The 21,607-nt window shown below is 61.2% G+C and carries 18 protein-coding genes; 11 read left to right on the forward strand and 7 right to left on the reverse strand.

Annotated features, from left to right (window positions below):
• Positions 1-49 precede the first annotated feature (49 nt).
• The 9 genes from FHT93_RS25070 to FHT93_RS25110 all read left to right on the forward strand — a co-directional run bounded on the left by FHT93_RS25070 (position 50) and on the right by FHT93_RS25110 (position 8,954).
• Positions 50-931 carry a glycine betaine ABC transporter substrate-binding protein gene (locus tag FHT93_RS25070; protein WP_183849946.1) on the forward strand — a complete coding sequence of 294 codons (882 nt, stop codon included), beginning with the start codon at positions 50-52 and terminating at the stop codon, positions 929-931.
• Between the two features lie 101 nt (positions 932-1,032).
• The gene (locus FHT93_RS25075; protein ID WP_183849948.1) at positions 1,033-1,650 is read left to right on the forward strand and encodes an ABC transporter permease; all 618 of its coding nucleotides are present in this window, start codon (positions 1,033-1,035) and stop codon (positions 1,648-1,650) included.
• 10 nt (positions 1,651-1,660) lie between these two features.
• On the forward strand, positions 1,661-2,302 hold the full coding sequence (locus FHT93_RS25080; protein WP_183850169.1) for an ABC transporter permease: 642 nt from the start codon (positions 1,661-1,663) through the stop codon (positions 2,300-2,302).
• Positions 2,299-3,231 carry an ABC transporter ATP-binding protein gene (locus tag FHT93_RS25085; RefSeq protein WP_113014571.1) on the forward strand — a complete coding sequence of 311 codons (933 nt, stop codon included), beginning with the start codon at positions 2,299-2,301 and terminating at the stop codon, positions 3,229-3,231. Before FHT93_RS25080 ends, FHT93_RS25085 begins: the two co-directional genes overlap by 4 nt.
• 15 nt (positions 3,232-3,246) lie before the next feature.
• Positions 3,247-4,326: an LLM class flavin-dependent oxidoreductase gene (locus tag FHT93_RS25090; protein WP_183849950.1), complete on the forward strand. Its 1,080-nt coding sequence runs from the start codon at positions 3,247-3,249 to the stop codon at positions 4,324-4,326.
• Positions 4,323-5,642 carry an LLM class flavin-dependent oxidoreductase gene (locus FHT93_RS25095; RefSeq protein WP_183849951.1) on the forward strand — a complete coding sequence of 440 codons (1,320 nt, stop codon included), beginning with the start codon at positions 4,323-4,325 and terminating at the stop codon, positions 5,640-5,642. The genes FHT93_RS25090 and FHT93_RS25095 overlap by 4 nt, the downstream gene beginning before the upstream one ends.
• A gap of 11 nt (positions 5,643-5,653) precedes the next feature.
• On the forward strand, positions 5,654-6,655 hold the full coding sequence (locus FHT93_RS25100) for an ornithine cyclodeaminase family protein (RefSeq protein WP_183849953.1): 1,002 nt from the start codon (positions 5,654-5,656) through the stop codon (positions 6,653-6,655).
• Positions 6,652-8,136 (forward strand): histidine ammonia-lyase, encoded by a 1,485-nt coding sequence (gene hutH, locus FHT93_RS25105; RefSeq protein WP_183849955.1) that lies wholly within the window; start codon positions 6,652-6,654, stop codon positions 8,134-8,136. The genes FHT93_RS25100 and hutH overlap by 4 nt, the downstream gene beginning before the upstream one ends.
• A 5-nt stretch (positions 8,137-8,141) precedes the next feature.
• On the forward strand, positions 8,142-8,954 hold the full coding sequence (locus FHT93_RS25110) for a PhnD/SsuA/transferrin family substrate-binding protein (protein WP_183849958.1): 813 nt from the start codon (positions 8,142-8,144) through the stop codon (positions 8,952-8,954).
• A gap of 93 nt (positions 8,955-9,047) precedes the next feature.
• Here FHT93_RS25110 and FHT93_RS25115 read toward each other — a convergent pair whose 3' ends face one another.
• The 7 genes from FHT93_RS25115 to FHT93_RS25145 all read right to left on the reverse strand — a co-directional run bounded on the left by FHT93_RS25115 (position 9,048) and on the right by FHT93_RS25145 (position 17,683).
• Positions 9,048-10,793 (reverse strand): glycerol-3-phosphate dehydrogenase/oxidase, encoded by a 1,746-nt coding sequence (locus FHT93_RS25115; RefSeq protein WP_183849960.1) that lies wholly within the window; start codon positions 10,791-10,793, stop codon positions 9,048-9,050.
• Between the two features lie 12 nt (positions 10,794-10,805).
• Complete coding sequence (locus FHT93_RS25120) at positions 10,806-12,341, reverse strand: FGGY-family carbohydrate kinase (RefSeq protein WP_183849962.1); 1,536 nt, start codon at positions 12,339-12,341, stop codon at positions 10,806-10,808.
• Positions 12,342-12,377: 36 nt separating this feature from the next.
• Positions 12,378-13,220, reverse strand: coding sequence for a DeoR/GlpR family DNA-binding transcription regulator (locus FHT93_RS25125; RefSeq protein WP_113014564.1), 843 nt, complete (start codon positions 13,218-13,220; stop codon positions 12,378-12,380).
• A gap of 135 nt (positions 13,221-13,355) precedes the next feature.
• Positions 13,356-14,303 carry a D-ribose ABC transporter substrate-binding protein gene (locus FHT93_RS25130; protein WP_183849964.1) on the reverse strand — a complete coding sequence of 316 codons (948 nt, stop codon included), beginning with the start codon at positions 14,301-14,303 and terminating at the stop codon, positions 13,356-13,358.
• Positions 14,304-14,409: 106 nt separating this feature from the next.
• Positions 14,410-15,462, reverse strand: coding sequence for an ABC transporter permease (locus tag FHT93_RS25135; protein ID WP_183849966.1), 1,053 nt, complete (start codon positions 15,460-15,462; stop codon positions 14,410-14,412).
• Positions 15,463-15,485: 23 nt separating this feature from the next.
• Positions 15,486-17,030 carry a sugar ABC transporter ATP-binding protein gene (locus tag FHT93_RS25140; protein ID WP_183849968.1) on the reverse strand — a complete coding sequence of 515 codons (1,545 nt, stop codon included), beginning with the start codon at positions 17,028-17,030 and terminating at the stop codon, positions 15,486-15,488.
• Positions 17,027-17,683: a DUF2291 domain-containing protein gene (locus tag FHT93_RS25145; RefSeq protein ID WP_113014561.1), complete on the reverse strand. Its 657-nt coding sequence runs from the start codon at positions 17,681-17,683 to the stop codon at positions 17,027-17,029. The genes FHT93_RS25140 and FHT93_RS25145 overlap by 4 nt, the downstream gene beginning before the upstream one ends.
• Before the next feature lie 805 nt (positions 17,684-18,488).
• Between FHT93_RS25145 and FHT93_RS25150 the strand changes: the two genes are divergently transcribed.
• Together FHT93_RS25150 and FHT93_RS25155 are read left to right on the forward strand one after the other, a co-directional pair.
• On the forward strand, positions 18,489-20,060 hold the full coding sequence (locus FHT93_RS25150) for an FGGY-family carbohydrate kinase (RefSeq protein WP_183849970.1): 1,572 nt from the start codon (positions 18,489-18,491) through the stop codon (positions 20,058-20,060).
• A 35-nt stretch (positions 20,061-20,095) separates the two neighbouring features.
• Positions 20,096-21,607, forward strand: coding sequence for a glycerol-3-phosphate dehydrogenase (locus FHT93_RS25155; protein WP_183849972.1), 1,512 nt, complete (start codon positions 20,096-20,098; stop codon positions 21,605-21,607).

Below are 21,607 nucleotides of genomic sequence, written 5' to 3' on the forward strand. Positions count from 1 at the left end.
ACCTTTATCACCTCTCCTGAACAACTCGAATTTCAAATGAGGGAACGCAATGCTTTCGAAATCTTTCGCCGGCCTCTTCGCCGGTGCGATCCTGGCAGCCTTCATCGGAGCACCGGCACGGGCCGATGCTGTAAAGATCGGCAGCAAGAATTTCACCGAACAGTTCGTCGTCGCCGAGATCTATGCCCAGGCGCTTGAAAAGGCCGGCGTCGAGGTCGAGCGCCACCTCAACCTCGGTGCCACGCTTGTCGCCCACACGGCATTGACGAACAGCGACATCGATCTCTACCCGGAATATACCGGCACGGCGCTTGCCGCGGTCGTGAAGGGTGACCTGTCGGGCTCCGCCGACAAGATCTATTCGGACGTCAAGGATTACTACGAAAAGAACCTCAAGCTCACGCTCCTTCAGCCGACGCAGATCAACAACGGCTATGCGATCATCACGCTTCCGGAAACGGCCGAGAAGTACAAGCTGAAGACGCTGAGCGACCTCGGTCCGGTCTCCAAGAACTTGACCTTTGGCGCTGAGGGCGGCTTTGGCGAGCGCAAGGATGGCTTGCCGGGGCTGAAGCAGACCTACGGCATCGAGTTCAAGGAATTCAAGATCTTCGCCAAGCTCGGCATCCGCTACAGCGCGCTGACGAGCAAGGATCTCGACGTCTCCTACGGCTTTGCGACGGATTGGCAGATTTCCGACAACAAGCTGGTGGTGCTTGATGACGACAAGCATCTCTTCCCGCCCTATTACCTCGTCCCGGTCGTGCGACAGGATGCTCTCGCCAAGAACCCGAAGATCGCCGAGGTTCTGAACAAGGTCAGCCCGCTCCTCAACAACGAGACCATGCGCGAACTCAACGCCAAGGTCGATCGCGACAAGGAAGAGCCGGCCGATGTCGCCGCTGAATTCCTGAAGGCCAAGGGCATCTGATCGAGAGCGGCGCCAAAGTTTCGCTTTCCCTGAAGAAAAAATGCGGCGAAGCTTGCAGCTTCGCCGCTTTGTCGTGACCGTGCGGACAGGATTTCTCGCCTTTGAACTGGGCACCCAAGCATATTCCGGAAATCGCGCTTGCCGTCTGGCAGCACCTGGTGCTGTCGATTTCATCCGTGCTGATCGGCCTTGCGATCGCGCTCGTACTCGGCATCGTCTGCGCCCGCCGGCCGAGACTCTATGCCTTTGCGCTGACGGTGACGAATATCATCTTCGTCATTCCGAGCCTGGCGCTCTTTGCGCTTTTGATCCCTTTCGTTGGTCTCGGCATGGAACCAGCGCTGATCGGGCTTTCCTCCTATTGCCTGCTGATCCTCTTGCGCAACGTCGTCACCGGCATCCGCGGCGTCCCGGCTGACATACTCGATGCCGCCGACGGCATGGGTTATGGGCCTTGGCAGCGCCTCTTTCGCATCGAACTGCCGCTTGCCCTGCCGCTTATCGTTTCCGGGGCCCGGATCGCGCTCGTCACTGTCATCGGTATCGCGACGGTCGCTGCCTTCATCGACGGCGGAGGTCTCGGCACCATCATCCTGATAGGCATCGATCAGGAATACGCGGAAAAGATCCTCGTCGGCGGCATTCTGACGGCACTGCTGGCCATCATCTTCGATTTCATTCTCACCCGGGTCGAGCAGGCCCTGGTGCGCTGGCAGTGAGGGCATGCCGATGCTGAGCACCGCCTTTTTCTGGATCGTCGATCATCAGGACCAATTCTTCCGCGCGCTCGGCCAGCATCTCCTGATGTCCGGCGTGTCGCTTGCGCTTGCGCTTGCCATTGGGCTGCCGCTTTCGATCCTCATCGTCAATTACGGTCGCTTTGCCTTTGGCGTCATCAACATCGTCAACGGCCTCAGAACCATCCCGAGTCTTGCGATCCTGGCGATCATGCTGCCGCTTCTCGGTATCGGCATCCTGCCATCGATCGTGGCGCTGACCGTGCTTGCCCTGCCGCCGATCCTGCTCAATGCCTATGTCGGGTTGCGCGATGTCGATGCCGATGCCGTGGAGGCGGCGATCGGCATGGGCATGAACAGAGGTCAGGTCCTGCGCAAGATCCGCATTCCACTCGCAGCCCCTGCGATGTTTGCCGGCGCGCGCACCGCAGCTGTCCAGGTGCTGGCCGGAGCGACACTCGCCCCTTTCATCGGCGGCGGCGGGCTCGGCGATTTTATCGCCACCGGCATCGGTATGATGGACATGTCGCGGCTCATCGTCGGCGCCGTGCCGATCGCGATCCTGGCACTCGCCACCGAATTCATCCTCGGCCGCGCCGAGAAGCACCTGTTTGCAGAAAGAACCGCCGCATGATCCGCATGGAAAATGTCACAAAGCGTTACGGTGAAAGTGCAGCGCCTTCAGTGGATCACCTGACGCTCGATGTGCCCGAGGGCTCGACGGTCGCGCTGATCGGCCCGTCGGGCTGCGGCAAGACAACGACGATGCGCATGATCAACCGGCTGATCGAGCCAACGGAAGGGCGCATCTTCGTCAATGGCGAAAACGTGACAAAAGCCGATCCCGTCAAGCTTCGCCGCCATATCGGTTACGTCATCCAGAATGTCGGCCTCTTTCCGCACATGACGATCGCCGAAAATATCGCTGCGGTGCCGAACCTGCTCGGCTGGGACCGGCCGCGGATCGCCAGGCGGACGGATGAACTTCTCGATCTCGTCGGTCTCGATCCGAAGGAAATGCTGAAGCGCTATCCGCGCCAGCTTTCCGGCGGCCAGCGCCAGCGCATCGGCGTGGCGCGCGCCCTTGCCGCCGATCCCTCGGTCCTGTTGATGGACGAGCCCTTCGGCGCCATCGACCCGATCGCCAGAACACGCCTGCAGGACGAATTCAGGCAAATTTTGAAACGCGTGCGCAAGACGGTAGTGCTGGTCACTCACGATCTCGATGAGGCAATTCGCCTCGGCGACCGGATCGCCATCATGCGTGCCGGCAAGATCGTGCAATATGATGCTCCGGATGCGATCCTTTCCCATCCTGCCGACGATTTTGTTGCGAATTTCGTGGGTATCGATCGCGCAATCAAGCGGCTCAGCCTGTTTTCTGTTGCCGACGCGATGCGCCCTGGTGTTCCCTCTTCACCCGCGGCCAGTGTTGCCGCGAGTGCCAATCTGCGCGATGCGCTGTCGCTGATGGTCGCCGCCAACAGTGACGTGCTGTCGGTGGTCGATGGCGGTGGCATCGTTACCGGGCAACTGACGCGCGACGCGATCTTCTCGATCTGAGTGCAGGAGCTTCTGATGCATCTCGGTTTTTCCCTCACACCTTTCGGCCATCATCCCGCCGCCTGGCGCGATGTCGGAACGCTCGAACATCTCGGTTTTGATGCGCTGCTTTCCCAAGCGGTCAAAGCGGAGGAGGCCGGTTTCGATTTCGTCCTGCTTCCGGACCGGCTCGGCACCAGGCCGATCGATGACCTCTCGCCGGTCGCCACGCCCTTCGAGCCGACGACACTGGTCGCAGCCCTTGCGACCCGGGCGCGCCGGATCGGCTTCCTGGCAGCTGCCGCAACCAGTCAGCATGAGCCCTATAATCTCGCCCGGCGCTTCGCCTCGCTGGACCAGATCAGCGGCGGACGGACAGGCTGGGCAGCCCTTCCCGTATCCGGCGAATTCGCGCGCGACCAGGAATATCTCGGCCTTGTGAGCGCGCTTTGGGACAGCTGGGAAGACGATGCCTTCATCTACGACAAGGCTGAGGGCCGTTTCTTCGAGCCAGCCAAGATGCATGTGCTCAACCACAGAGGCGAGCATTTTGCGGTGCGCGGTCCGCTGAATGTCAATCGCTCACCGCAGGGCAAACCGATCATCGCCCAGCTTCTGCGTGGAGATAACAAAGCATTGGCCGCGCAAAGTGCCGAAGTCGTCCTGCTTCAAGATCGGACGCCGGAAAGTACAAACGAGACGGTGGTCGACTTCGTGCGCCTGCTTGAAAAGGCGGGCCGTCGCCGGCAGGACGTGCGGATACTGGCCAATGTCGTGCCAGTCGTTGCCGAAACTTCCGAAGCGGCGCAGGCGGCAAGCGACGCGCTCCGGTTTGATGAGGCCGACCGGATGAGCCAACCGCTTTCCGCGTCGCGTCTGGTGGGTACGCCGGCGGAGATCGCCGAATCCCTACGGGGATGGCTCGCCCTTGGGCAGATCGACGGTTTCACGATACTGCCCCCGACCGTTGCGATCGGGGATCTGTTCCTGACGAAGGTGGTTCCGGAGTTGCGCCACCTCGGATTGATCAAGGCGAATGCAGGTAAGACCTTGCGCGATCGTCTTGGTCTTGCCCGTTCGGCTCATCCGGCGGCAGCATTGGAGCAAGCACAATGAGCAGCGATCGCAAGATGAGACTTGGCGCCTTCCTGATGGCGGGCGGGCATCACATCGCGGCATGGCGACATCCGCAAGCCCACGCTCAAGCCGGTGTCGATATCGATCATTTCATTGAGCTGGCCCGCATCGCCGAGCGGGGCAAATTCGACATGCTCTTTGTCGAGGATGCCGCCGCCATCCGAGAGCGCAATCCGGAAATGGCAAGCCAGGCAGCGCGCTCGACGGCATTCGAGCCGCTGAGCCTGCTTGCAGCTCTTGCCGTCAACACCAGTCATATCGGCCTCGTGGCAACGGCGTCGACAACCTATAACGAGCCCTACGGTCTGGCCCGCACCTTCGCCTCGCTCGATCAGCTAAGCGGCGGCAGGGCAGGCTGGAACCTCGTCACCTCGGCAAGCGAACTCGAGGCGGAGAATTTTGCGAGCAGTGGCCTTCGCCCGCATTCCGAGCGCTACGAGCGGGCCGAGGAATTTGCCGATGCAGCACTCGCGCTTTGGGATGGCGTCGATGACGGAGCCTATTTTCCTGAGGGCGGGGCTCGGTTTGCCGATCGTACGAGGCTTCATCCCGTGCATCGCCGCGGCAAGCATTTCACCGTCGAAGGCCTGCTCGAAAGCCCACGCTCGGCCCAGGGCAGGCCGATCATGGTGCAGGCGGGCGCATCCGATGTCGGCAAGGAACTTGCGGCCCGAACCGCAGATGTCGTGTTTGCCGCCTCGCAGACGCTTGCCGAAGCACAGACCTATTATGCCGATGTGAAGTCGCGGCTCGCCAAATACGGGCGCAAGCCCGACGATATCAAGATCATGCCCGGCATATCGCCGATCGTCGGCACAACCGAAGACGAGGCCAAGGCGAAATACCAGGCCCTGCAGGAACTCATCCCCGACGCCGTTGGTGTGGCCCTTCTTGCAAGCTACCTCAGCATCCAGGATCTGTCGGCCTATCCGCTTGATGGTCCGCTGCCCGACATGCCGCAGACCAACCTCATCCAGAGCCGCCAGCAGTTGATCATTGATCTCGGCAGGCGCGAAAACCTGTCGATCCGCGAACTTGCCCGCCATTTCGCCGGCGCGCGCGGCCATTGGCAGGTCGCAGGAACACCGGCGCAGATCGCCGATGCGATGGAAGAACGCTTCAGCGAAGGCGCCGCCGACGGCTTCAATGTCATGGCCCCGCTCTTCCCCTCGGGGCTTGAGGAATTCGTAGCCCATGTCGTGCCGGAACTGCGTCGCCGCGGCCTTTTCCGCGAAGACTATGAGGGCCGTACGCTTCGCCGGAACCTCGGCCTCAGCGCGCTGATCAAACGATAAACGAGATGACAATGGATCCGATCTATATCGACTATCTGAATGCCTTCGACATCGAGGCGCTCGACCTGACCAATGATGAAATCCTGGCGGCGATCGAAACTTCGCTCGCCGCCCAGGGCAGGGGCCAGACGGTGATCGAGCCGCGTGTCCATCTCGAGCCGGATGCAAGCTTTCACGGCCATTTCAACGTCTTGCGTGGCTATGTGGCGCCGCTCGGCCTTGCCGGAGTGAAAGTGGTAGGTGACTATGTCGACAACTACAAGCTCGGTTATCCCTCCGAATTCGGCGTGCTCAACCTCTTCGACCCGCGCACTGGCGTGCCGAAGGCGATCCTTGATGCAACCGTCATCACCGACATGCGCACCGGCGCCGTCACCGCGCTCGGCGCCCGGCATCTCGCCCGGAAGGATTCGAAGGTTCTCGGTCACATAGGCGCGCGCGGCACGGCTTACTGGAATGTCCGCCTGCTCGATCATCTCTTCGATTTTGACGAGATCCGCGTACATTCGCGTCGGCCCGAAAGTCGTGATGCGTTCGGCGCGAAGCTGGAGGCCGATCTCGGCAAGAAGATCACGGTGGTCGACAACTGGCGCGACTGCGTCGAGGGGGCAGATATCGTCGTCGAGGCATCGCGGCTATCGCAGCCCGAGCCCCTCCTGAAGACGGAGTGGATCAAGAAAGGTGCCTTCGTCGTGCCTTATGGCACGATGAGCGCCGTGGAGCTGTCGCTGACCGATATCATGGCCAAGCTCGTCGTCGACGACTGGGGTCAGTGCAAGACCGGCAAATTCGGCTCGCTGCGCGCCCATGTCGAGACCGGCCGGCTTTCCGAGCAGACGTTGCATGCCGAACTGGGGCAGGTCGTCGCCGGCCTGAAGCCGGGCCGCGAGAGTGAGGACGAGACTATCCTGCTGTGGCATCGCGGCCTGTCGCTCAGCGACATTGCTCTTGGCCACGCGCTGCTTTCCAAGGCGCGCTCGGCCGGTATCGGTCAAAGGCTGCGTTTCGCATGACCGGGATCCTGCTGACCGGCTCCGGCATCACTATTGCCGACATAGAGGCGATCGCCCGTCGCGATGCCACCGTCGAGGTTTCCGGCGCGGTCCGTGACCAGTTGATAGCCGCGCGGCGCATCCTGGAAGGTGCTGCAGCTTCCGGCCAGCAGATCTACGGCATGAACACCGGGCTCGGTGCCAATCTGAAGACAGCTGTGACCGGCGATTTCGAGGCCTTTCAACTGCAGCTGATCCGCGGCCGCGGCATGGCGGTCGGTGAAGCTCTGCCGCGCGATGCGACCCGTGCTGTCATCGCCGCCAGGCTCTCGATGCTGGCAGTCGGAGGATCCGGCATTTCACTGCCCGTGTTCGAGGCGCTGCTTGCCATGCTGAACGCCGGTGTTCATCCGGTCATGCCCTCGATTGGTTCGATCGGTGCGGGTGATCTCGTGTTGCTCTCTGCCATGGCCCGCGCCCTGATCGGCGAAGGGAAAGCCGAGTATCGCGGCATCGTCTACCCGGCGATTGAAGCGCTTGAGCTTGCGGGCCTTGCCCCAGCAAGCCTGCAACCGAAGGACGGGATATCGCTTCTCAATGCTTCAGCCGTGTCCGCTGGCCGTGGCGCGCTCGTCCTGTATGATGCCAAAGAACTACTCGATGCCCAGCGCCGGGCGGCTGCCTTGAGTTTTGAGGGCCTTGCCGGCAATCCGCTCATCCTGTCACCGGCCATCCAGCGCGCCCGGCCGGCAGCGGGCCAGGCAGACGAGGCCAACCGGCTGCTGCAGATGCTTGAGGGCTCGACGCTTTTCGAGGCGAACGCCGCCATACAGGATCCGCTGAGCCTGCGTTGCGTTGCACCCATCCACGGCGCACTTGTCGATGCGCTCTTGAGGGCGGTCGAAGCCGTCGAGATCGAGCTCAATGCCGCGGCCGATAATCCCGTCGTTCTCTTGGAAGAGCAACAGGTGCTGTCATCAGGCAATTTCCAGACGCCCGCACTTTCGCTTGCCTTCGAGACACTGGGCCTTGCGATCGCTCAGGCGGCTGCGGCATCGGCTGCGCGCTTCATTCAGCTGACGGGCTCGGGTCGCAATGCCCTCCCGCGCTATCTGTCGCCGATTGGCGGTCCATCGGCCGGGTTCGTGCCGATGCAGAAGACGGTCGCGGCGTTGATGGCCGATATCAGGCACAAGGCCAATCCTGTCATGCTCGACTTCCTTGCGGTATCGGAAGGCGTCGAGGATCATGCAACGCAATCCTCCCTTGCCGTGCGCAAACTCGGCGAGATGCTGGAACTGTGGCGCGTGCTCATCGCCTGCGAAATGCTCGCAGCCGCTCAGGCGGTCGACCAGCGCCCCGGACACCGTTGCGGCGTGGGGACGGCAGGAACGCATGCGTTCGTTCGAGGCATCGCACCGGTCATGAGGGAGGATCGTTCGCTCGGCGAAGATGTGGCCATCCTTGCTTCCCGTCTGCTCGACGAGCACCACGGCGGGTGAAAAGCATGCGTCTCGCCAGTCTTGCAATGTACGTTACGCCGCAGCCGCTTGCGGATGCAAAAGCTGAACTCTGGTCGTTCCTGCGCTACTATCTTGGGCAGGCCGGGCTTTCGGATCCGCCGGAAAACCTCGATGCGACGATCCCCTACGACGAGGCCTGGCTGCATGAGGACCTGCTCTTTTCCCAGACCTGTGGTTATCCCTATGTGAAGCGATTGCGCGGCAGGGTGCGTCTCGTGGCGACACCGGTTTATTCCCATCCCGGCTGCGACGGACCTTTCATGCGCAGCTTCATTGTCGTGCGCCGAGCTTCCACCTTCGTTTCGCTGCAGGACCTGCTCGGTGCGACGGCCGCGATCAATAGTCCCGACAGCAATTCCGGGGCAAATCTGCTTCGCGCCGCCGTCGCCCCTCTTGCCCGCAATGGCCGCTTCTTCGGTGGCACGGTCGAGACCGGCAGCCATGGCGGCAGTATCGATGCTGTGTCGAGTGGGCAGGCGGAATGCGCTGCAATCGACTGCATCACCTTTGCCAATCTCCTGCGTTTTACGCCTGCTCGCGTCGCAGGCATCCGCGTTCTTGCCGAGACGCCCGCAACGCCCGGCTTACCCTTCATTACAGGAGCAAAGGGTTCAGATGCGGATGTGGCACTGCTACGCGAAGCGCTGGTCGCTGCAATCGCGGAGCCATCGCTTTCCGGTGCACGCGATACCCTCGGTCTTGTTGATGTCGCGATGCTCACAGATGCCGACTACGAACCGATTGTGTCTCTTGCCCGAGGTGCGCTTGATACCGGCTACAGGGACTGGGTCGATTGAAGCCTCCGGAGGCGTCAATTCATAAGATCATTCTCGCTTCCGCCTTCGCGAAATGCTCTGCGGTCGGCGCGCGTTCTGCTCTTTTCCTGGATCTCATCTGCTGACGGGACGAGCACTTTTTTCCGGCTCGATATCCGGGGTGCCTGCTGCCAGCGTCTGGCCGTGAAATTCCTTGAGCAGGGAAACAACGTCATTGATCTCATGCGCGACACGCGCAGCGTCCCAACCGAGCGCTTTCGCGGCGATGCCGGCAATGTCCGTCAAACCTGCATAGGTTACATGACCTTCGATCGCGATCGTCGTGCGCCGCAACACGATATCGGAGAGATGGACCACAAGCTCGTTGCGCGCGATCCAGTCGATCTCGCGAAAACTGTAGTGTGTAGCTCCCGATAACCGCCGGTCGTCAGGATGATCGGAAGGGAACATCGCTACCGCCTCGGCCGTCGTTCCATAGCGGTTCAGAAGTTGTTCCGCGCGCGCGGCCGGGATGCTTGCAGCTGTGGCGATCCTGTCGATAAAGCCCCGTCTTGCCTGCGCATCGGCCGGGAAAGCCTTTCCGCCGCCGATCGCAAGATAGCGGGTCGATTGCTTGCGCGAACGCCCGAGCCGGGTCAGGACACTGTCGGCAACCTCCTCGGCAAAACCGCGAAATGTCGTCCACTTGCCGCCGACCAGCGACATGATGGCAAAAGGCCGCTTGCCATCCGCTTCGATGACCGGTGCCGAATGGTCTCGGCTGATCAGGCCGGGCGCTGTTCCGTCGGAGGCGGGAAGCGGCCGGATGCCGCTATAGGTGTAGACGATCTGGTCGCGATCGAAGCGCAGCTTCGGCAGCAGCGATCTGAGGCTCTGCAGGAAGTAATCGATCTCGGGTTCTTCGCAGCGTACGGCGTCGGGATCTCGGCTCGGGATATCCGTCGAGCCGACGAGCGCAAGCCCGAGATAGCCGTAGACCAGGCAGATACGGCCGTCATCGGCTTCGAAATAGATCATATGACCGTTGAGACTGCGCACCAGTTCGGGATGATCAATCAGGATATGCGAGCCCTTGGTGCCGCCGATCAGCCGCGAAGGCGCGCCGAGCGCCTCGTTGACATGATCGATCCACGGGCCTGCCGCGTTCACGACGAGCTTCGGCCGCACCATGAATTCAGTACCATCCTCCCGTTGAAAGCTCAGACGGCCTTCCGAGGAAGCAGTCAGCGTCACGAAATTTGCTGCGACACATTGCGGGTTGGCTTCCAGCCCATCCTTGACGAGTTCGTAGACGAGACGTTCCGGCCGGCTGATTTTTGCGTCGTAGTAAATGCCGCCGGCGACAATCGCCGGCGTCACATGGGGCATTTCCCGTCTGGCCTTGTTTTTCAGGATCAGCCGGTGGCGTGGCATCACGCGATCGCGTGAGCCGAAAAAATCGTAAAGGGAAAGCCCGATCTTGATGAGCACGGCGCCGCGGCTGCGTGGGGCCGTCTTGGAGCCGGCCAATGTCCGCAGTGCGGCCCAGATGCCGCGTGTCCAGGAGAAGACCGGAATAAATGTCGGAAGCGGTTCGACGCAATGCGGCGCATTTTTCAAAAGCAGATTGCGCTCCAGAGTGGATTGGGCAACCAGGCCGAACTCACCGGTTTCCAGATATTTCAATCCGCCGTGGATGAGGCGGGATGGCGCTGCGCTGGTCCCGGAACCGAAGTCCGATTTGTCGACGATCATGCAGTTGATGCCCTGAGCCGCGAGATCGCGAAACAGACCGGCGCCATTGATGCCTGCTCCAAGGATCACGACGTCGACATCGTGCTCGCGAATATCCAGGCTGCGTCCAAGCGTATTGGGGGTCATGGTACTGTCGTCCTAAACTGCGGCCGCTGCCGCACTATCCTGCGCAAGGCCGGCGATCTTCGGCCAAAGCGGCGTCATTGTTTCTGCAATTTCGAGGAAAAGCCGGTAGCGCTTCTCATACTCGGCGCTGCGGGCGCCGTCCGGCTCGCAGGTCTTGCCCTGCTTGTCCGTTTTTGGAGCTCTCTGTGGGTCCGGATAGAGACCTGCGGCTGCGCCGGCACAGATGGCGGCGCCCCAGGCCGCGGCTTCATCGGTGCCGGTCACGGTCACCGGCATCGCAAGCACATCGGCAAACATCTGCGCGACTGCGGGGTTGCGTGACACGCCGCCGGCAAGCCGTGCTTCCTTGAAGGCGAAACCGTCGCGCAGCGCGTCGACATGGATGCGATGGTTGAATGCGATGCCTTCCATGACGGCCCGCAGCATGTCGCCGCGGTCATGCCAGCCGCCGAGCCCGAAGAAGCTTGCGCTTGCCGATGCGCCGTAGGGCGACCCGAAAAGATAGGGATGGAAAAGCACGGGCGATGGCCGGTCAAAAGCCGCGTCGATCTCGGATGCCAGCAAAGCGTGAATGGACGTGCCCTTGGCTTCGCAGTCTGTCCATTCGCGGCTGCAGAGTTTTTCGATGAACCACTCGTAGTTCGCGCTCGATGCAGGCGAAATCGACATGCTGTTCCAGACGCCCGGTGCAATTCCATTACGGCAGAACCAGCGTCGATCGACGCGCGGTTCAAAAGACAGCGTCTCGTTGATCGAATAGGTGCCGGCAATGACGGCAACGACGCCGTCGGCATAACCACCCGCGCCGAGCGCCGAGGCGGTGACATCGTGCAATCCGGCCGCGACGGGCGTGCCTTCCAAGAGGCCGGTCAAGCGCGCTGCATCGGCGGTAATTCGTCCAACGATCTCGTCCGAGCGCGAGGCTGGCGGCAGAGCATCGGCAAGCGCCTGCAGACCGAAGAGGCGCAGGGCGTCCACGCTATAGTCTTGTGTCCCGACATCGGTGAATGAGGTGCTTGCTTCGGTGCGATCGGTGCCAACGGTGCCGGTGAGGCAAAATCGGAGCCAGTCCTTGCAGCTCATGATATGGCCGATACGTGCAAACCGTTCCGGCTCATGGTCCCGGATCCAGGCGAGCAGCGCCGAGGGGGCGGAGACGTGCGGCACCTGACCTGTGAGAGCAATCGCCTCGTCGGAGACCTCATTCTTCGTCCATCGATCGACGATATCGCCCGCCCGGCTATCCAGCGACACGATGCCGTTGCCAAGCGGCGCACCTGTCTGATCCAGCACATAAATGCCATCGCCATGCGCCGTCGCCGCCACGGCCTGGATATCGCTTGCCGGGCGGCCGCTGAGGGCGATCGCTTCCCGGATCGCCTCAGCCGTTGCGCTCCACAACTCGCGCATGTCCCGTTCCACGAAACGCGGCCTCGGAATGAGCTGGCTGACGCGCCGCCGGGCGACTGCGATCGGCGTGCCGTCGATATCGAAAATGACAGCCTTCGTGACGGTCAGTCCACTATCGATCCCGAGAAGGCTCGGCATGCACATTCACCTTTCTGTCGTGACCGGGCGGTCCGGTCACATGCGCTCGTGGCCGGTCCTGGCAACGACGACGTTGATATCCCTGGACCGCATCCGATCGATGTGAACGGGGAGGGTCTTGTCGTCGACGATGACGACGTCGAATTCATCGAGCGACGCGAAGCTGTGAAGCGCGCGCCGCTCGAATTTGGTGTGGTCGGCAAGCAGGATGCGTTTGACGGAACAGTCGAACATGGCGCGTTTGGTATCGACGGTTTCGGGTGACTGATGCAGCACGATGCCGTCGTTGATGGCCGACATGGAAATGAATGCGATATCCGCCCGCAAGCCCTTGATCTCGGTGATCGTCATGCGTCCCATAAAGGCATTGCACCAGTTGTAGTACTGGCCGCCAAGCGCCAGCAGCGTAACGTCGTGCATGCCGGTCAGCGCGTTCATCAGGGTCAGCGAATTGGTGATCGCGGTGATCGGCACCTTCGAGGAGAGATGCGATGCCATCTGCAGGACGGTGGTTGAGTCGTCGAAGAAGATGGCCTGTCCCGGTTCGACGAACTGCATGGCAGCTTCGGCAATCACTTTCTTTTCCGCCGACTGCCGGCTCGAACGGTAGACATCGCTGGATTCAATAAGGTTGGTGGCTGCCGCCGTAACGATGCCGCGTGTTTTTCGGAAGATCCCGCGGCTCACGAGTTCATCCACATCGCGATGCGCCGTCATCAGGCTGATGCCGAAGCGATCCGTCAGATCTTCGATGCGCATCGAACCTTCGCTCATCACGGCCTCCGCGATCATGCGCCGGCGCGCGACCTGACGCGTCTGACGGCTGTCGCTGGTCAGCTGGTCGAGCAGCTCATCGCCCTGATTGGTCTTCTGTGTCACGGGTCACCCTTGTCGCTGAATTCCATATCCCAGCTTCGTATAGTGATTGCCATGCCAAGGCAAAGAAGGCGAAAGCGGCTTGATGTGGTTGAAAGGGTCGAAGGAGGGCGCCCGGATGGGCGCCCTCCGTCCTGATTATTGGGCCAGAACGAACGGTCCGGTGTACTTGTCGATATTGTCCTTGGTGATCAGCAGGCAATCGAACAGCTGCTTTTCACTCTTGGCGCCGGTGCTGCCCGTCTTGATGAAGCTGTCAGCCTGCTTGACGGCCTCTTCGGAGAAGACGGCGACGGGCTGAAGGACGGTGTATTGCAATTCGCCGGCCTTGATCGCCGCGACCGCATCCGGCGAACCGTCGAAGCCACCGACCTTGACATTGGCGAGCTTGCCAGCTTCCTTCAGGGCCGAAATGGCACCGAGCGCCATTTCGTCATTGCCGGAGATCACGCCGATGATGTCGGGATTGGCCTGCAATATGGACTGCATCTTGTTGTGACCCTGGGTGCGGTCCCAATTGGCGACTTCCTGGGCGACCTTCTTGAGGTCGGGATACTGGGTCAGGACGGTTTCGTAGCCGTTCGAGCGGGTGGCAGCGTTATTGTCGGATGGCGCGCCAAGGAGTTCGGCATAGTTGCCCTTGTCGCCGACTGCTTCGACCCATTGCTGCGCGCCGATCGCAGCACCCTGTGCATTGTTCGAAACGAGCTGTGCCTTGGCAAGGCCTTCCTGGTTGATCTCGGCGTTGACGAGAATGACCGGGATGCCTGCAGCAACCGCCTTCTTCACCGCTCCGACCGAGCCGTCGGCATTGGCCGGGTCGAGGATGATGGCGACCGACTTGTTGGTGATGGCAGTGTCGATCAGGTTGCTTTCCGTGTTGGTGTCACCCCTATGCGCGCTGACCGTGGCCGTGTAGCCGAGTTTTTCGGCTGTTGCCTTGGCGACATTGCCTTCCGTCAGCCAGTAGGGGTTGGACGGATCATTGACGATGATCGTCATCTGGCCTGCCGCCCAGGCGGAGCTGACGAGAATCGGGGCGACAGCCGCGGCTGCCAGAAGAATGCGCACGCCTTTCTTAAACATAGTCTCTCTCCCATTTGTGAGTTCGGGTGCTGCCGGAAACCGGCGGTGCTTTCCGCGATCGGCCCTCTGGAAATCCAGTTGCCGTCGCGGATAAGTTCTGCTGACGTCAGGACGATTTTGTCCGGCGTCCGTATTGGATGCTGTTCATGAGGACGGCGAGAACAATGACCGCGCCGGTAAAGACGGTCTGCCAGTAGGCCGAGACGCCGATGATCACGAGCCCGTCCGACAGGAAGCCGATCACGAAGGCGCCGAGCATCGTGCCGCGAACGGTGCCGCGCCCGCCGGTCAGGGCCGCTCCGCCGATGACGACGGCTGCGATCGCCGTCAATTCGTAGGTCGTGCCGGCGGTCGGGCCGGCGGAGGTCAGCTGCGACGACAGGACCAGACCGGCAATTGCCGCGCAGACGCCAGAAAGCACATAGACGATGATCTTGACACGCTTGACCGGCACGCCCGAGAGATCGGCAGCGCGTTCGTTGCCGCCAGAGGCGTAAAGCCAGCGGCCGAACGCCGTTCGGCTGAGGACAATGCCGAAGATGATCGCAAGCACGGCGAGCACGATGACACCGATCGGAATGCCCGCGAGGCGGTTGAAGCCGAGCCAGTCGAAGCCGGTATTGCCGAGTTCGGGGCTGCCGTCGAGATCGTTGTAGGTCAGGCCATTGGTCATCAGCAGCGCGACACCGCGGGCGACATAAAGCACGCCGAGCGAGGCGACGAAGGCGGGTACCTTCAGATAGGCAATCAGCACGCCGTTGACCGCGCCGACGACGCCACCGAGGACGCAGGTGATAACCACGACGGCCCACACCGGCGGATAGAGAATGACGCCGAAGGCTTCCAGCGTCACACCCTTCATCATAAAGCCGGCAATGCAACCCGCGAGCCCGAGCGTCGAGCCGACCGAAAGATCGATGCCGCCATTCAGGATCACCAGAAGCATGCCGATCGCCAGGATGCCGAAGATCGCGACATGCGAGGCCATGGTCAGGAAGTTACTCAGGCTGAAGTAATAGGGTGACAGGAACGAGAAGACCGCAATGATGACGATCAGAGCGAAGAAGGCGCGGCCTTCCAGGATCAGGCGCACGAGGTTGATGTTGCGCTTTTGCCCATGCGACACTGACTGCTTTTCTGTGATGTTCGTGACTGACATGATCAGTGCTCCATAATTCCGGGCTAGTGCGCGACCACGGCTTCGCCGGAAGCGGCCATAATCTTTTCCTTGGTGACGTCAGCACCGAATTCAGCCGAGATGCGGCCGCGATGCATGACGATGATGCGGTGCGCGATGCTCAGGCACTCGTTGACCTCGGAAGTCGAATAGATGACGGCTAGACCCTGCCGGGCGCGTTCGGCAAGAAGCTTGAAGACTTCCGCCTTGGCGCCGATGTCGATGCCGCGGCTCGGCTCGTCGAGAAGAATGACCTTCGGGTCTGTCGCCAGCATCTTGCCGATGACCACCTTTTGTTGATTGCCACCCGACAGCGAACCGATGGCCGCCTCGCCACCATCGGTCTTGACGTGGACTTTGCGAATGGAGGCATCGACAAGCTCGCGCTCGCGACGGCCGGATGTGAACAGCCCTTTGGTAAAGGCGCCGATGCTGGCGAGCGAGAGGTTGGAGCCGACGGTCATCGTCTGGACGAGGCCGTCGCGCTGGCGATCCTCCGGCACCAGCACAAGGCCGCTTGCGATGCGTCCGGCGATGCTCAGATGCCCGACATCCTGGCCTTCAAGCCTGACGGTGCCGCCACTGGCGCGCAACCGTCCGGCGACACATTCCAGAAGTTCGGTGCGGCCGGCGCCCATGAGACCGTAGATGCAGACGACCTCCCCGGCGCGCACATCCAGCGACAAGCGGTCGACGGAATTCAAGGCTGATCCGGCGGGACCCGGGACGGTGAGGTTGTCGATTGAAAGTGCAGGCTTACCGAAGGTATAACCTTCAGGCGGGCTGCCGAGATCGAAGTTGTCGCCCACCATGTTTCGCACGATCCATTCGAGATCGATGTCCTTGCGTTGCGCATAGGCGGTCATGGTACCGTCGCGCAGCACGACGGCGTGGTTGGTGATCTGCAGCGCCTCCTCGAGATGATGCGAGATATAGACGATCGACACGCCGCGATTGGTCAGGTCGTGGATAACCCTGAAAAGCACCTCCACTTCCGTGGCGCTCAGCGCCGACGTCGGCTCGTCCATGATCAGGATACGCGAATTGACGGATAGCGCCCGGGCAATTTCGACGATCTGCTGCTGGCCGAGACGAAGATCCTCCACCTTGGTCAGCGGATCGATCTCCTCTTCCAATGCCTCCATCAAAAGGCGCGTCTGGCGTTCCTCTTCCGCGAAGTCTACCACGCCGCTCTTGATGACCTCACGGCCCATGAAGATGTTGTCGCGCACGCTGAGATTGGGAGCTAGGCTGAGTTCCTGGTGAATGATCGAGATGCCGCAGTCGCGCGCGTGGGTCGAAGAGTTGAAGCTGATCGGCGCACCATCGAGAATGATCTCGCCCGACGTAGGCTGGACGACGCCCGAAAGGATTTTCATCAGCGTCGATTTGCCCGCGCCGTTCTCACCGAACAGCGTGGTGACCTGACCGCGACGGATATCGAAATTGACACCCTTGAGGGCATGCACGCTACCGTAGGTTTTTGCGATGTTGCGGGCGGCCAGGACCACCTCGCCAAGGCCTTTTGATGTGGGGGTCGACTGGCTCATTTGACGTCGACCTTGACCGGGGTAACGAGCCAGTTTTTGGGGTTGATGAGTCTGAAGACGCCGACGACGGTTGCCGTCTTGCCATTGAGCTGGTCCGGATCAAGGCCGGCGAAGACGGCCTTCTTCATCTCGTTGTTGATGGCCGACCCGGCGTCCTGATACTGGATCTGATTGGTGAACTGGCCGAAGTGAATTGTGCCCGTGGCATCGCGGAGGTCCGTGCCATTGACCGCAGGGCCGGTCTGGACACGGACCACCGTCTCGGGGGGAAGTCCGTCGATCTTCATTTCGTTGGTATTGGATTTGCGTTCACCGAAGGTGCCGGTCAGTGTCACCGGGATGACCGGGCCTGTGCTCGTGGCAACGCCGTATTTCTCGCCGGCCGCCTTCTTGTCGGCAGCGATTGCCGTCGCCAGGTCAATCGCAGCCACCGCTCGCTTTTCGACATCCGCCTGGATTTTCGGGAACTGCTCCGCCCCAAAGGCTTCCGGAGAAAATGCCTGCTGCCTGACGTCGTCTTCCGAGCCGATCTTCACAACCGTGGTATCGAGCGCGATGGCGCCGATGACCACGATAGCCGCAAGGGCGGTGACGATCATCTTCAAGTTGCCTTTGCCTGGCGCGGAGGCTGCGTGGGCGGGCTGAGTATTCATTGCTGGCGACCTTTGCGGCTGGTCGGATTTACGGCGAAGGCGGGAGGAAGTTGGCAAAGCCTATGGCTGCTTCATCGAAGACGGCATGCTCCGAGAAGCACGCGAATATTCGGGACCCTGTCTCGCCGGTCGCTGCCTGTGGCGTGATGATAGCCGGAAAGATTGTGCATCCGTACCTCCTACGTGTCGGGACAGGCGCTTGTCTCCTTCAATCGCCCGGACCGCAAATCCCTCAGCAGCAATGCCTGCATGATAGGTAAATGGTAATTCTGTCAAAAATCATGTTATCAAATTGTTCGTCTGTCAACAGGAGTTTTATGAACTGACGTTGATAACATGACATTCAAAGCGTGATCGGCGTCCGGAAAAAGAGTCTTTCCCCCGGGGTCCGTGCCGACTGCGAATGCGCTCATCCGGCAGGCTATGTTATTCTAGATAATTGATATTAGAAGATAAATTATTCTGACGCCCGTGCCCACACCGTGACGCCAGTGTCGCCGATAGTCGAGGCGGCTCTCGATGCTCATCGAACAGATTGCTATTATTTTATCTGAAAAAAATTTCATTGCGAGAAAAAACTTACTGTACCAATGATATCTTTGTGTTATCTTCTTGATGAAGCGCGCGGGCGCTCCGAAAAGTATCGAATATCAAAGGCGGGACTGCGCGCCGGCCGGCTTGCTCGTGAATTCGAAATGTGGTCGCCTGCAACCTTTGCTGGTTGTGCCGACCAGGAGGATGAGAGATGAATTCGACGCGTGTTTTACCCCTCGCAATGTTCGACGTGTTTGCCGGATAATCCGTGATGGACGTCAGCCGCCAAGTCATCATTGGTATCGATGCGGGAACTTCGGTCATCAAGGCGGTTGCCTTCGACCTTTCCGGCCGCCAGATCGCCGCAGCATCGGTTCGCAACAAATATTCAAGCGGCAGTGATGGTTCGGCCACGCAGTCGCTCGCGCAGACATGGCAGGATTGTGTCGGCGCGCTTCGCGGCCTTGGCGAGAAGGTTGAGGGTCTTGCGTCGCGCACCGCGGCGATCGCGGTGACGGGGCAGGGGGACGGAACATGGCTGGTCGGTTCTGGAAATCAGCCTGTCGCCGATGCCTGGCTCTGGCTCGACGCGCGTGCCGCGCCGACTGTGGTATCCCTTGCCGGCCAGGAAACGGACAGGGCGCGTTTCGAGCAGACGGGCACGGGACTGAATACCTGCCAGCAGGGCGCGCAGCTCGCGCATATGGATCGGGTGGCGCCAGAGCTTCTGGACGGAGCGGAAACGGCGCTGCACTGCAAGGACTGGCTCTATCTCAATTTTACCGGTGTGCGGGCGACCGACCCTTCCGAGGCAAGCTTTACCTTTGGTGATTTCAGAACCCGGCTGTATTCGCCCGTTGCCATTGACGCCCTCGGCTTGACGCATCGCCGCACGCTTCTGCCGGAGATTGTCGATGGAACCGAGATCAGCCATCCGCTGACGGCGGAAGCGGCGCGGGCCTGCGGCCTGCTGGCCGGCACGCCTGTCAGTCTTGGTTACGTCGACATGGTGATGACCGCGCTCGGTGCCGGTGTTCGCAGCGGCGGGCGTAATGCAGCCTGTTCGACGATTGGTTCGACCGGTGTGCATCTGCGTGCAAAGCCAGTGGCTGACGTCCATCTCAACCGAGAGGGCACGGGCTACGTCATTGCCCTGCCGATCCCTGATACCGTTACCCAGGTGCAGACCAATATGGGTGCGACGATCAATATCGACTGGCTGCTTGAGATGGCTGCATATCTGATGGCGGAGGCCGGAAAACCTGCCACTCACACCGAGCTCGTCGCCAGGATCGACTGCTGGTTTTTCGAAAGCCAGCCCGGATCGGTCGTGTATCACCCCTATATTTCCGAGGCCGGGGAGCGTGGACCTTTCGTCAATGCCCAGGCCAGGGCAGGCTTTTCCGGTCTTTCGGTCCGTCATGGGTTTCCGGACCTCGTTCGCGCGGTTGTCGAAGGTCTGGCATTGGCGACGCGCGATTGTTATGCGGCCATGGGCGAGATGCCGGACGAACTGCGCGTCACCGGCGGCGCCGTGCGTTCGAGCGCGCTGCGCCGTTCGCTCACCGCCTCGCTCAAGGCGCCGATCCGCCTGTCGCGTCGCGAAGAGACCGGAGCTGCAGGTGCTGCGATGATGGCTGCTGTGGCGATCGGCGCCTACAGGACCATGGACGATTGCATCGCCGATTGGGTCACGCCACTGCTCGGCGAAGCCGAAGTGCCGGTCAGTGAGGAAGCTGCACGCTTCGATCTCCTTTTTTCCGCCTATGCCGATATCCGAAAGGCCATGCCCACTGCCTGGGAGGCATTGGCCAGAGCCGCGGCGGCGGCGTCCGCAAAATGAATCGCTGATGCAAAAGGCATCCGAGGGAGCATGACATGACTGAACCCGAAATCCTGGATCTTTTCGTCATCGGCGGTGGCATCAACGGCGCGGGAATTGCCCGCGATGCTGCCGGGCGCGGCTTGAAAGTCGCCTTATGTGAAAAGGACGACCTGGCGCAGGGCACCTCCTCCCGCTCGGGCAAGCTCGTGCATGGCGGCCTTCGTTATCTGGAATACTACGAATTCCGACTGGTACGGGAGGCGCTGATCGAGCGCGAGGTGCTGCTCAATGCGGCTCCGCACATCATCTGGCCGATGCGTTTCGTGCTGCCGCACAGTCCCGAGGATCGCCCCGCCTGGCTCGTCCGGCTCGGCCTTTTCCTCTACGATCATCTCGGCGGCCGCAAGAAGCTGCCGGGCACCCGCACGCTCAATCTGCTGCGCGATCCCGAAGGCACGCCCATACTCGATCAATATACGCGCGGCTTCGAATATTCGGATTGCTGGGTGGACGATGCCCGCCTCGTCACGTTGAATGCGGTGAGCGCTGCCGAGAAGGGCGCCGTGGTGCTAACCCGCTCGCCGGCTGTGTCGGCGCGCCGGGAAAACGGCCAATGGACGATCACGACGAAAAGCAGCACCAGCGGCGAGATGCGGACGTTCCGCGCCAGATGTCTCGTCAATTGCGCCGGCCCGTGGGTCACCGACATCATCAACCGCGTCGCCGGCTCCAACTCCAGCCGCAATGTGCGTCTCGTCAAGGGCAGCCACATCATCGTGCCGAAATTCTGGGCCGGTTCCAATGCCTACCTGGTTCAGAATCACGACAAACGCGTCATTTTCATCAACCCTTACGAAGGCGACAAGGCGCTGATCGGAACGACCGATATCGCCTATGAGGGCCGAGCCGAGGATGTGGCAGCCGATGAGGCGGAAATCGACTATCTGCTGAAGGCGGTGAACCGCTATTTCAAGGAGAAGCTGCACCGCCGGGACGTATTGCACAGCTTCTCGGGCGTGCGCCCGTTGTTTGACGACGGCAAGGGCAATCCATCAGCGGTGACCCGCGACTATGTGTTCGATCTTGATGAGACCGGGGGAGCGCCGCTTCTCAATGTCTTCGGCGGCAAGATCACGACTTTCCGGGAGCTTGCCGAACGCGGCATGCAGCGACTCAGGCACATCTTCCCGAACATGGGCGGCGACTGGACGGAAAAGGCACCGCTGCCGGGCGGGGACATGCCCAACGCCGACTACGAGACCTTCGCCAACAGCCTGCGTGACAGCTATCCGTGGATGCCGCGCAAGCTCGTCCATCACTATGGCCGTCTCTATGGCACGCGTACGAAGAACCTGATTGCGGGGGCAACGGACCTGCAAGGACTTGGCCGCCATTTCGGCGGGCAGCTCTATGAGGCGGAGGCCCGTTATCTCGCCGCCAACGAATGGGCGGAGACCGCCGAGGACGTCCTCTATCGCCGCACCAAGCACTACCTGCATCTGAGCGAGGCAGAACGGGCAGCCTTTGCCGACTGGTTTGCTTCATCCCATCTTGCCGCCGCCTGA

Source organism: Rhizobium sp. BK379, from assembly GCF_014193955.1.
Lineage (GTDB): Bacteria > Pseudomonadota > Alphaproteobacteria > Rhizobiales > Rhizobiaceae > Rhizobium.

Bases quoted from the DNA above. Each gene is read 5' to 3' on its own strand.
- FHT93_RS25110 (WP_183849958.1), top strand. From the start codon at position 8,142: ATGCGTCTCGCCAGTCTTGCAATGTACGTTACGCCGCAGCCGCTTGCG.
- FHT93_RS25085 (WP_113014571.1), top strand. From the start codon at position 2,299: ATGATCCGCATGGAAAATGTCACAAAGCGTTACGGTGAAAGTGCAGCG.
- FHT93_RS25130 (WP_183849964.1), bottom strand. From the start codon at position 14,303: ATGTTTAAGAAAGGCGTGCGCATTCTTCTGGCAGCCGCGGCTGTCGCC.
- FHT93_RS25140 (WP_183849968.1), bottom strand. From the start codon at position 17,030: ATGAGCCAGTCGACCCCCACATCAAAAGGCCTTGGCGAGGTGGTCCTG.
- FHT93_RS25090 (WP_183849950.1), top strand. From the start codon at position 3,247: ATGCATCTCGGTTTTTCCCTCACACCTTTCGGCCATCATCCCGCCGCC.
- FHT93_RS25145 (WP_113014561.1), bottom strand. From the start codon at position 17,683: ATGAATACTCAGCCCGCCCACGCAGCCTCCGCGCCAGGCAAAGGCAAC.
- FHT93_RS25080 (WP_183850169.1), top strand. From the start codon at position 1,661: ATGCTGAGCACCGCCTTTTTCTGGATCGTCGATCATCAGGACCAATTC.
- FHT93_RS25100 (WP_183849953.1), top strand. From the start codon at position 5,654: ATGGATCCGATCTATATCGACTATCTGAATGCCTTCGACATCGAGGCG.
- FHT93_RS25070 (WP_183849946.1), top strand. From the start codon at position 50: ATGCTTTCGAAATCTTTCGCCGGCCTCTTCGCCGGTGCGATCCTGGCA.
- FHT93_RS25135 (WP_183849966.1), bottom strand. From the start codon at position 15,462: ATGTCAGTCACGAACATCACAGAAAAGCAGTCAGTGTCGCATGGGCAA.
- FHT93_RS25115 (WP_183849960.1), bottom strand. From the start codon at position 10,793: ATGACCCCCAATACGCTTGGACGCAGCCTGGATATTCGCGAGCACGAT.
- hutH (WP_183849955.1), top strand. From the start codon at position 6,652: ATGACCGGGATCCTGCTGACCGGCTCCGGCATCACTATTGCCGACATA.
- FHT93_RS25120 (WP_183849962.1), bottom strand. From the start codon at position 12,341: ATGCCGAGCCTTCTCGGGATCGATAGTGGACTGACCGTCACGAAGGCT.
- FHT93_RS25150 (WP_183849970.1), top strand. From the start codon at position 18,489: ATGGACGTCAGCCGCCAAGTCATCATTGGTATCGATGCGGGAACTTCG.
- FHT93_RS25155 (WP_183849972.1), top strand. From the start codon at position 20,096: ATGACTGAACCCGAAATCCTGGATCTTTTCGTCATCGGCGGTGGCATC.
- FHT93_RS25095 (WP_183849951.1), top strand. From the start codon at position 4,323: ATGAGCAGCGATCGCAAGATGAGACTTGGCGCCTTCCTGATGGCGGGC.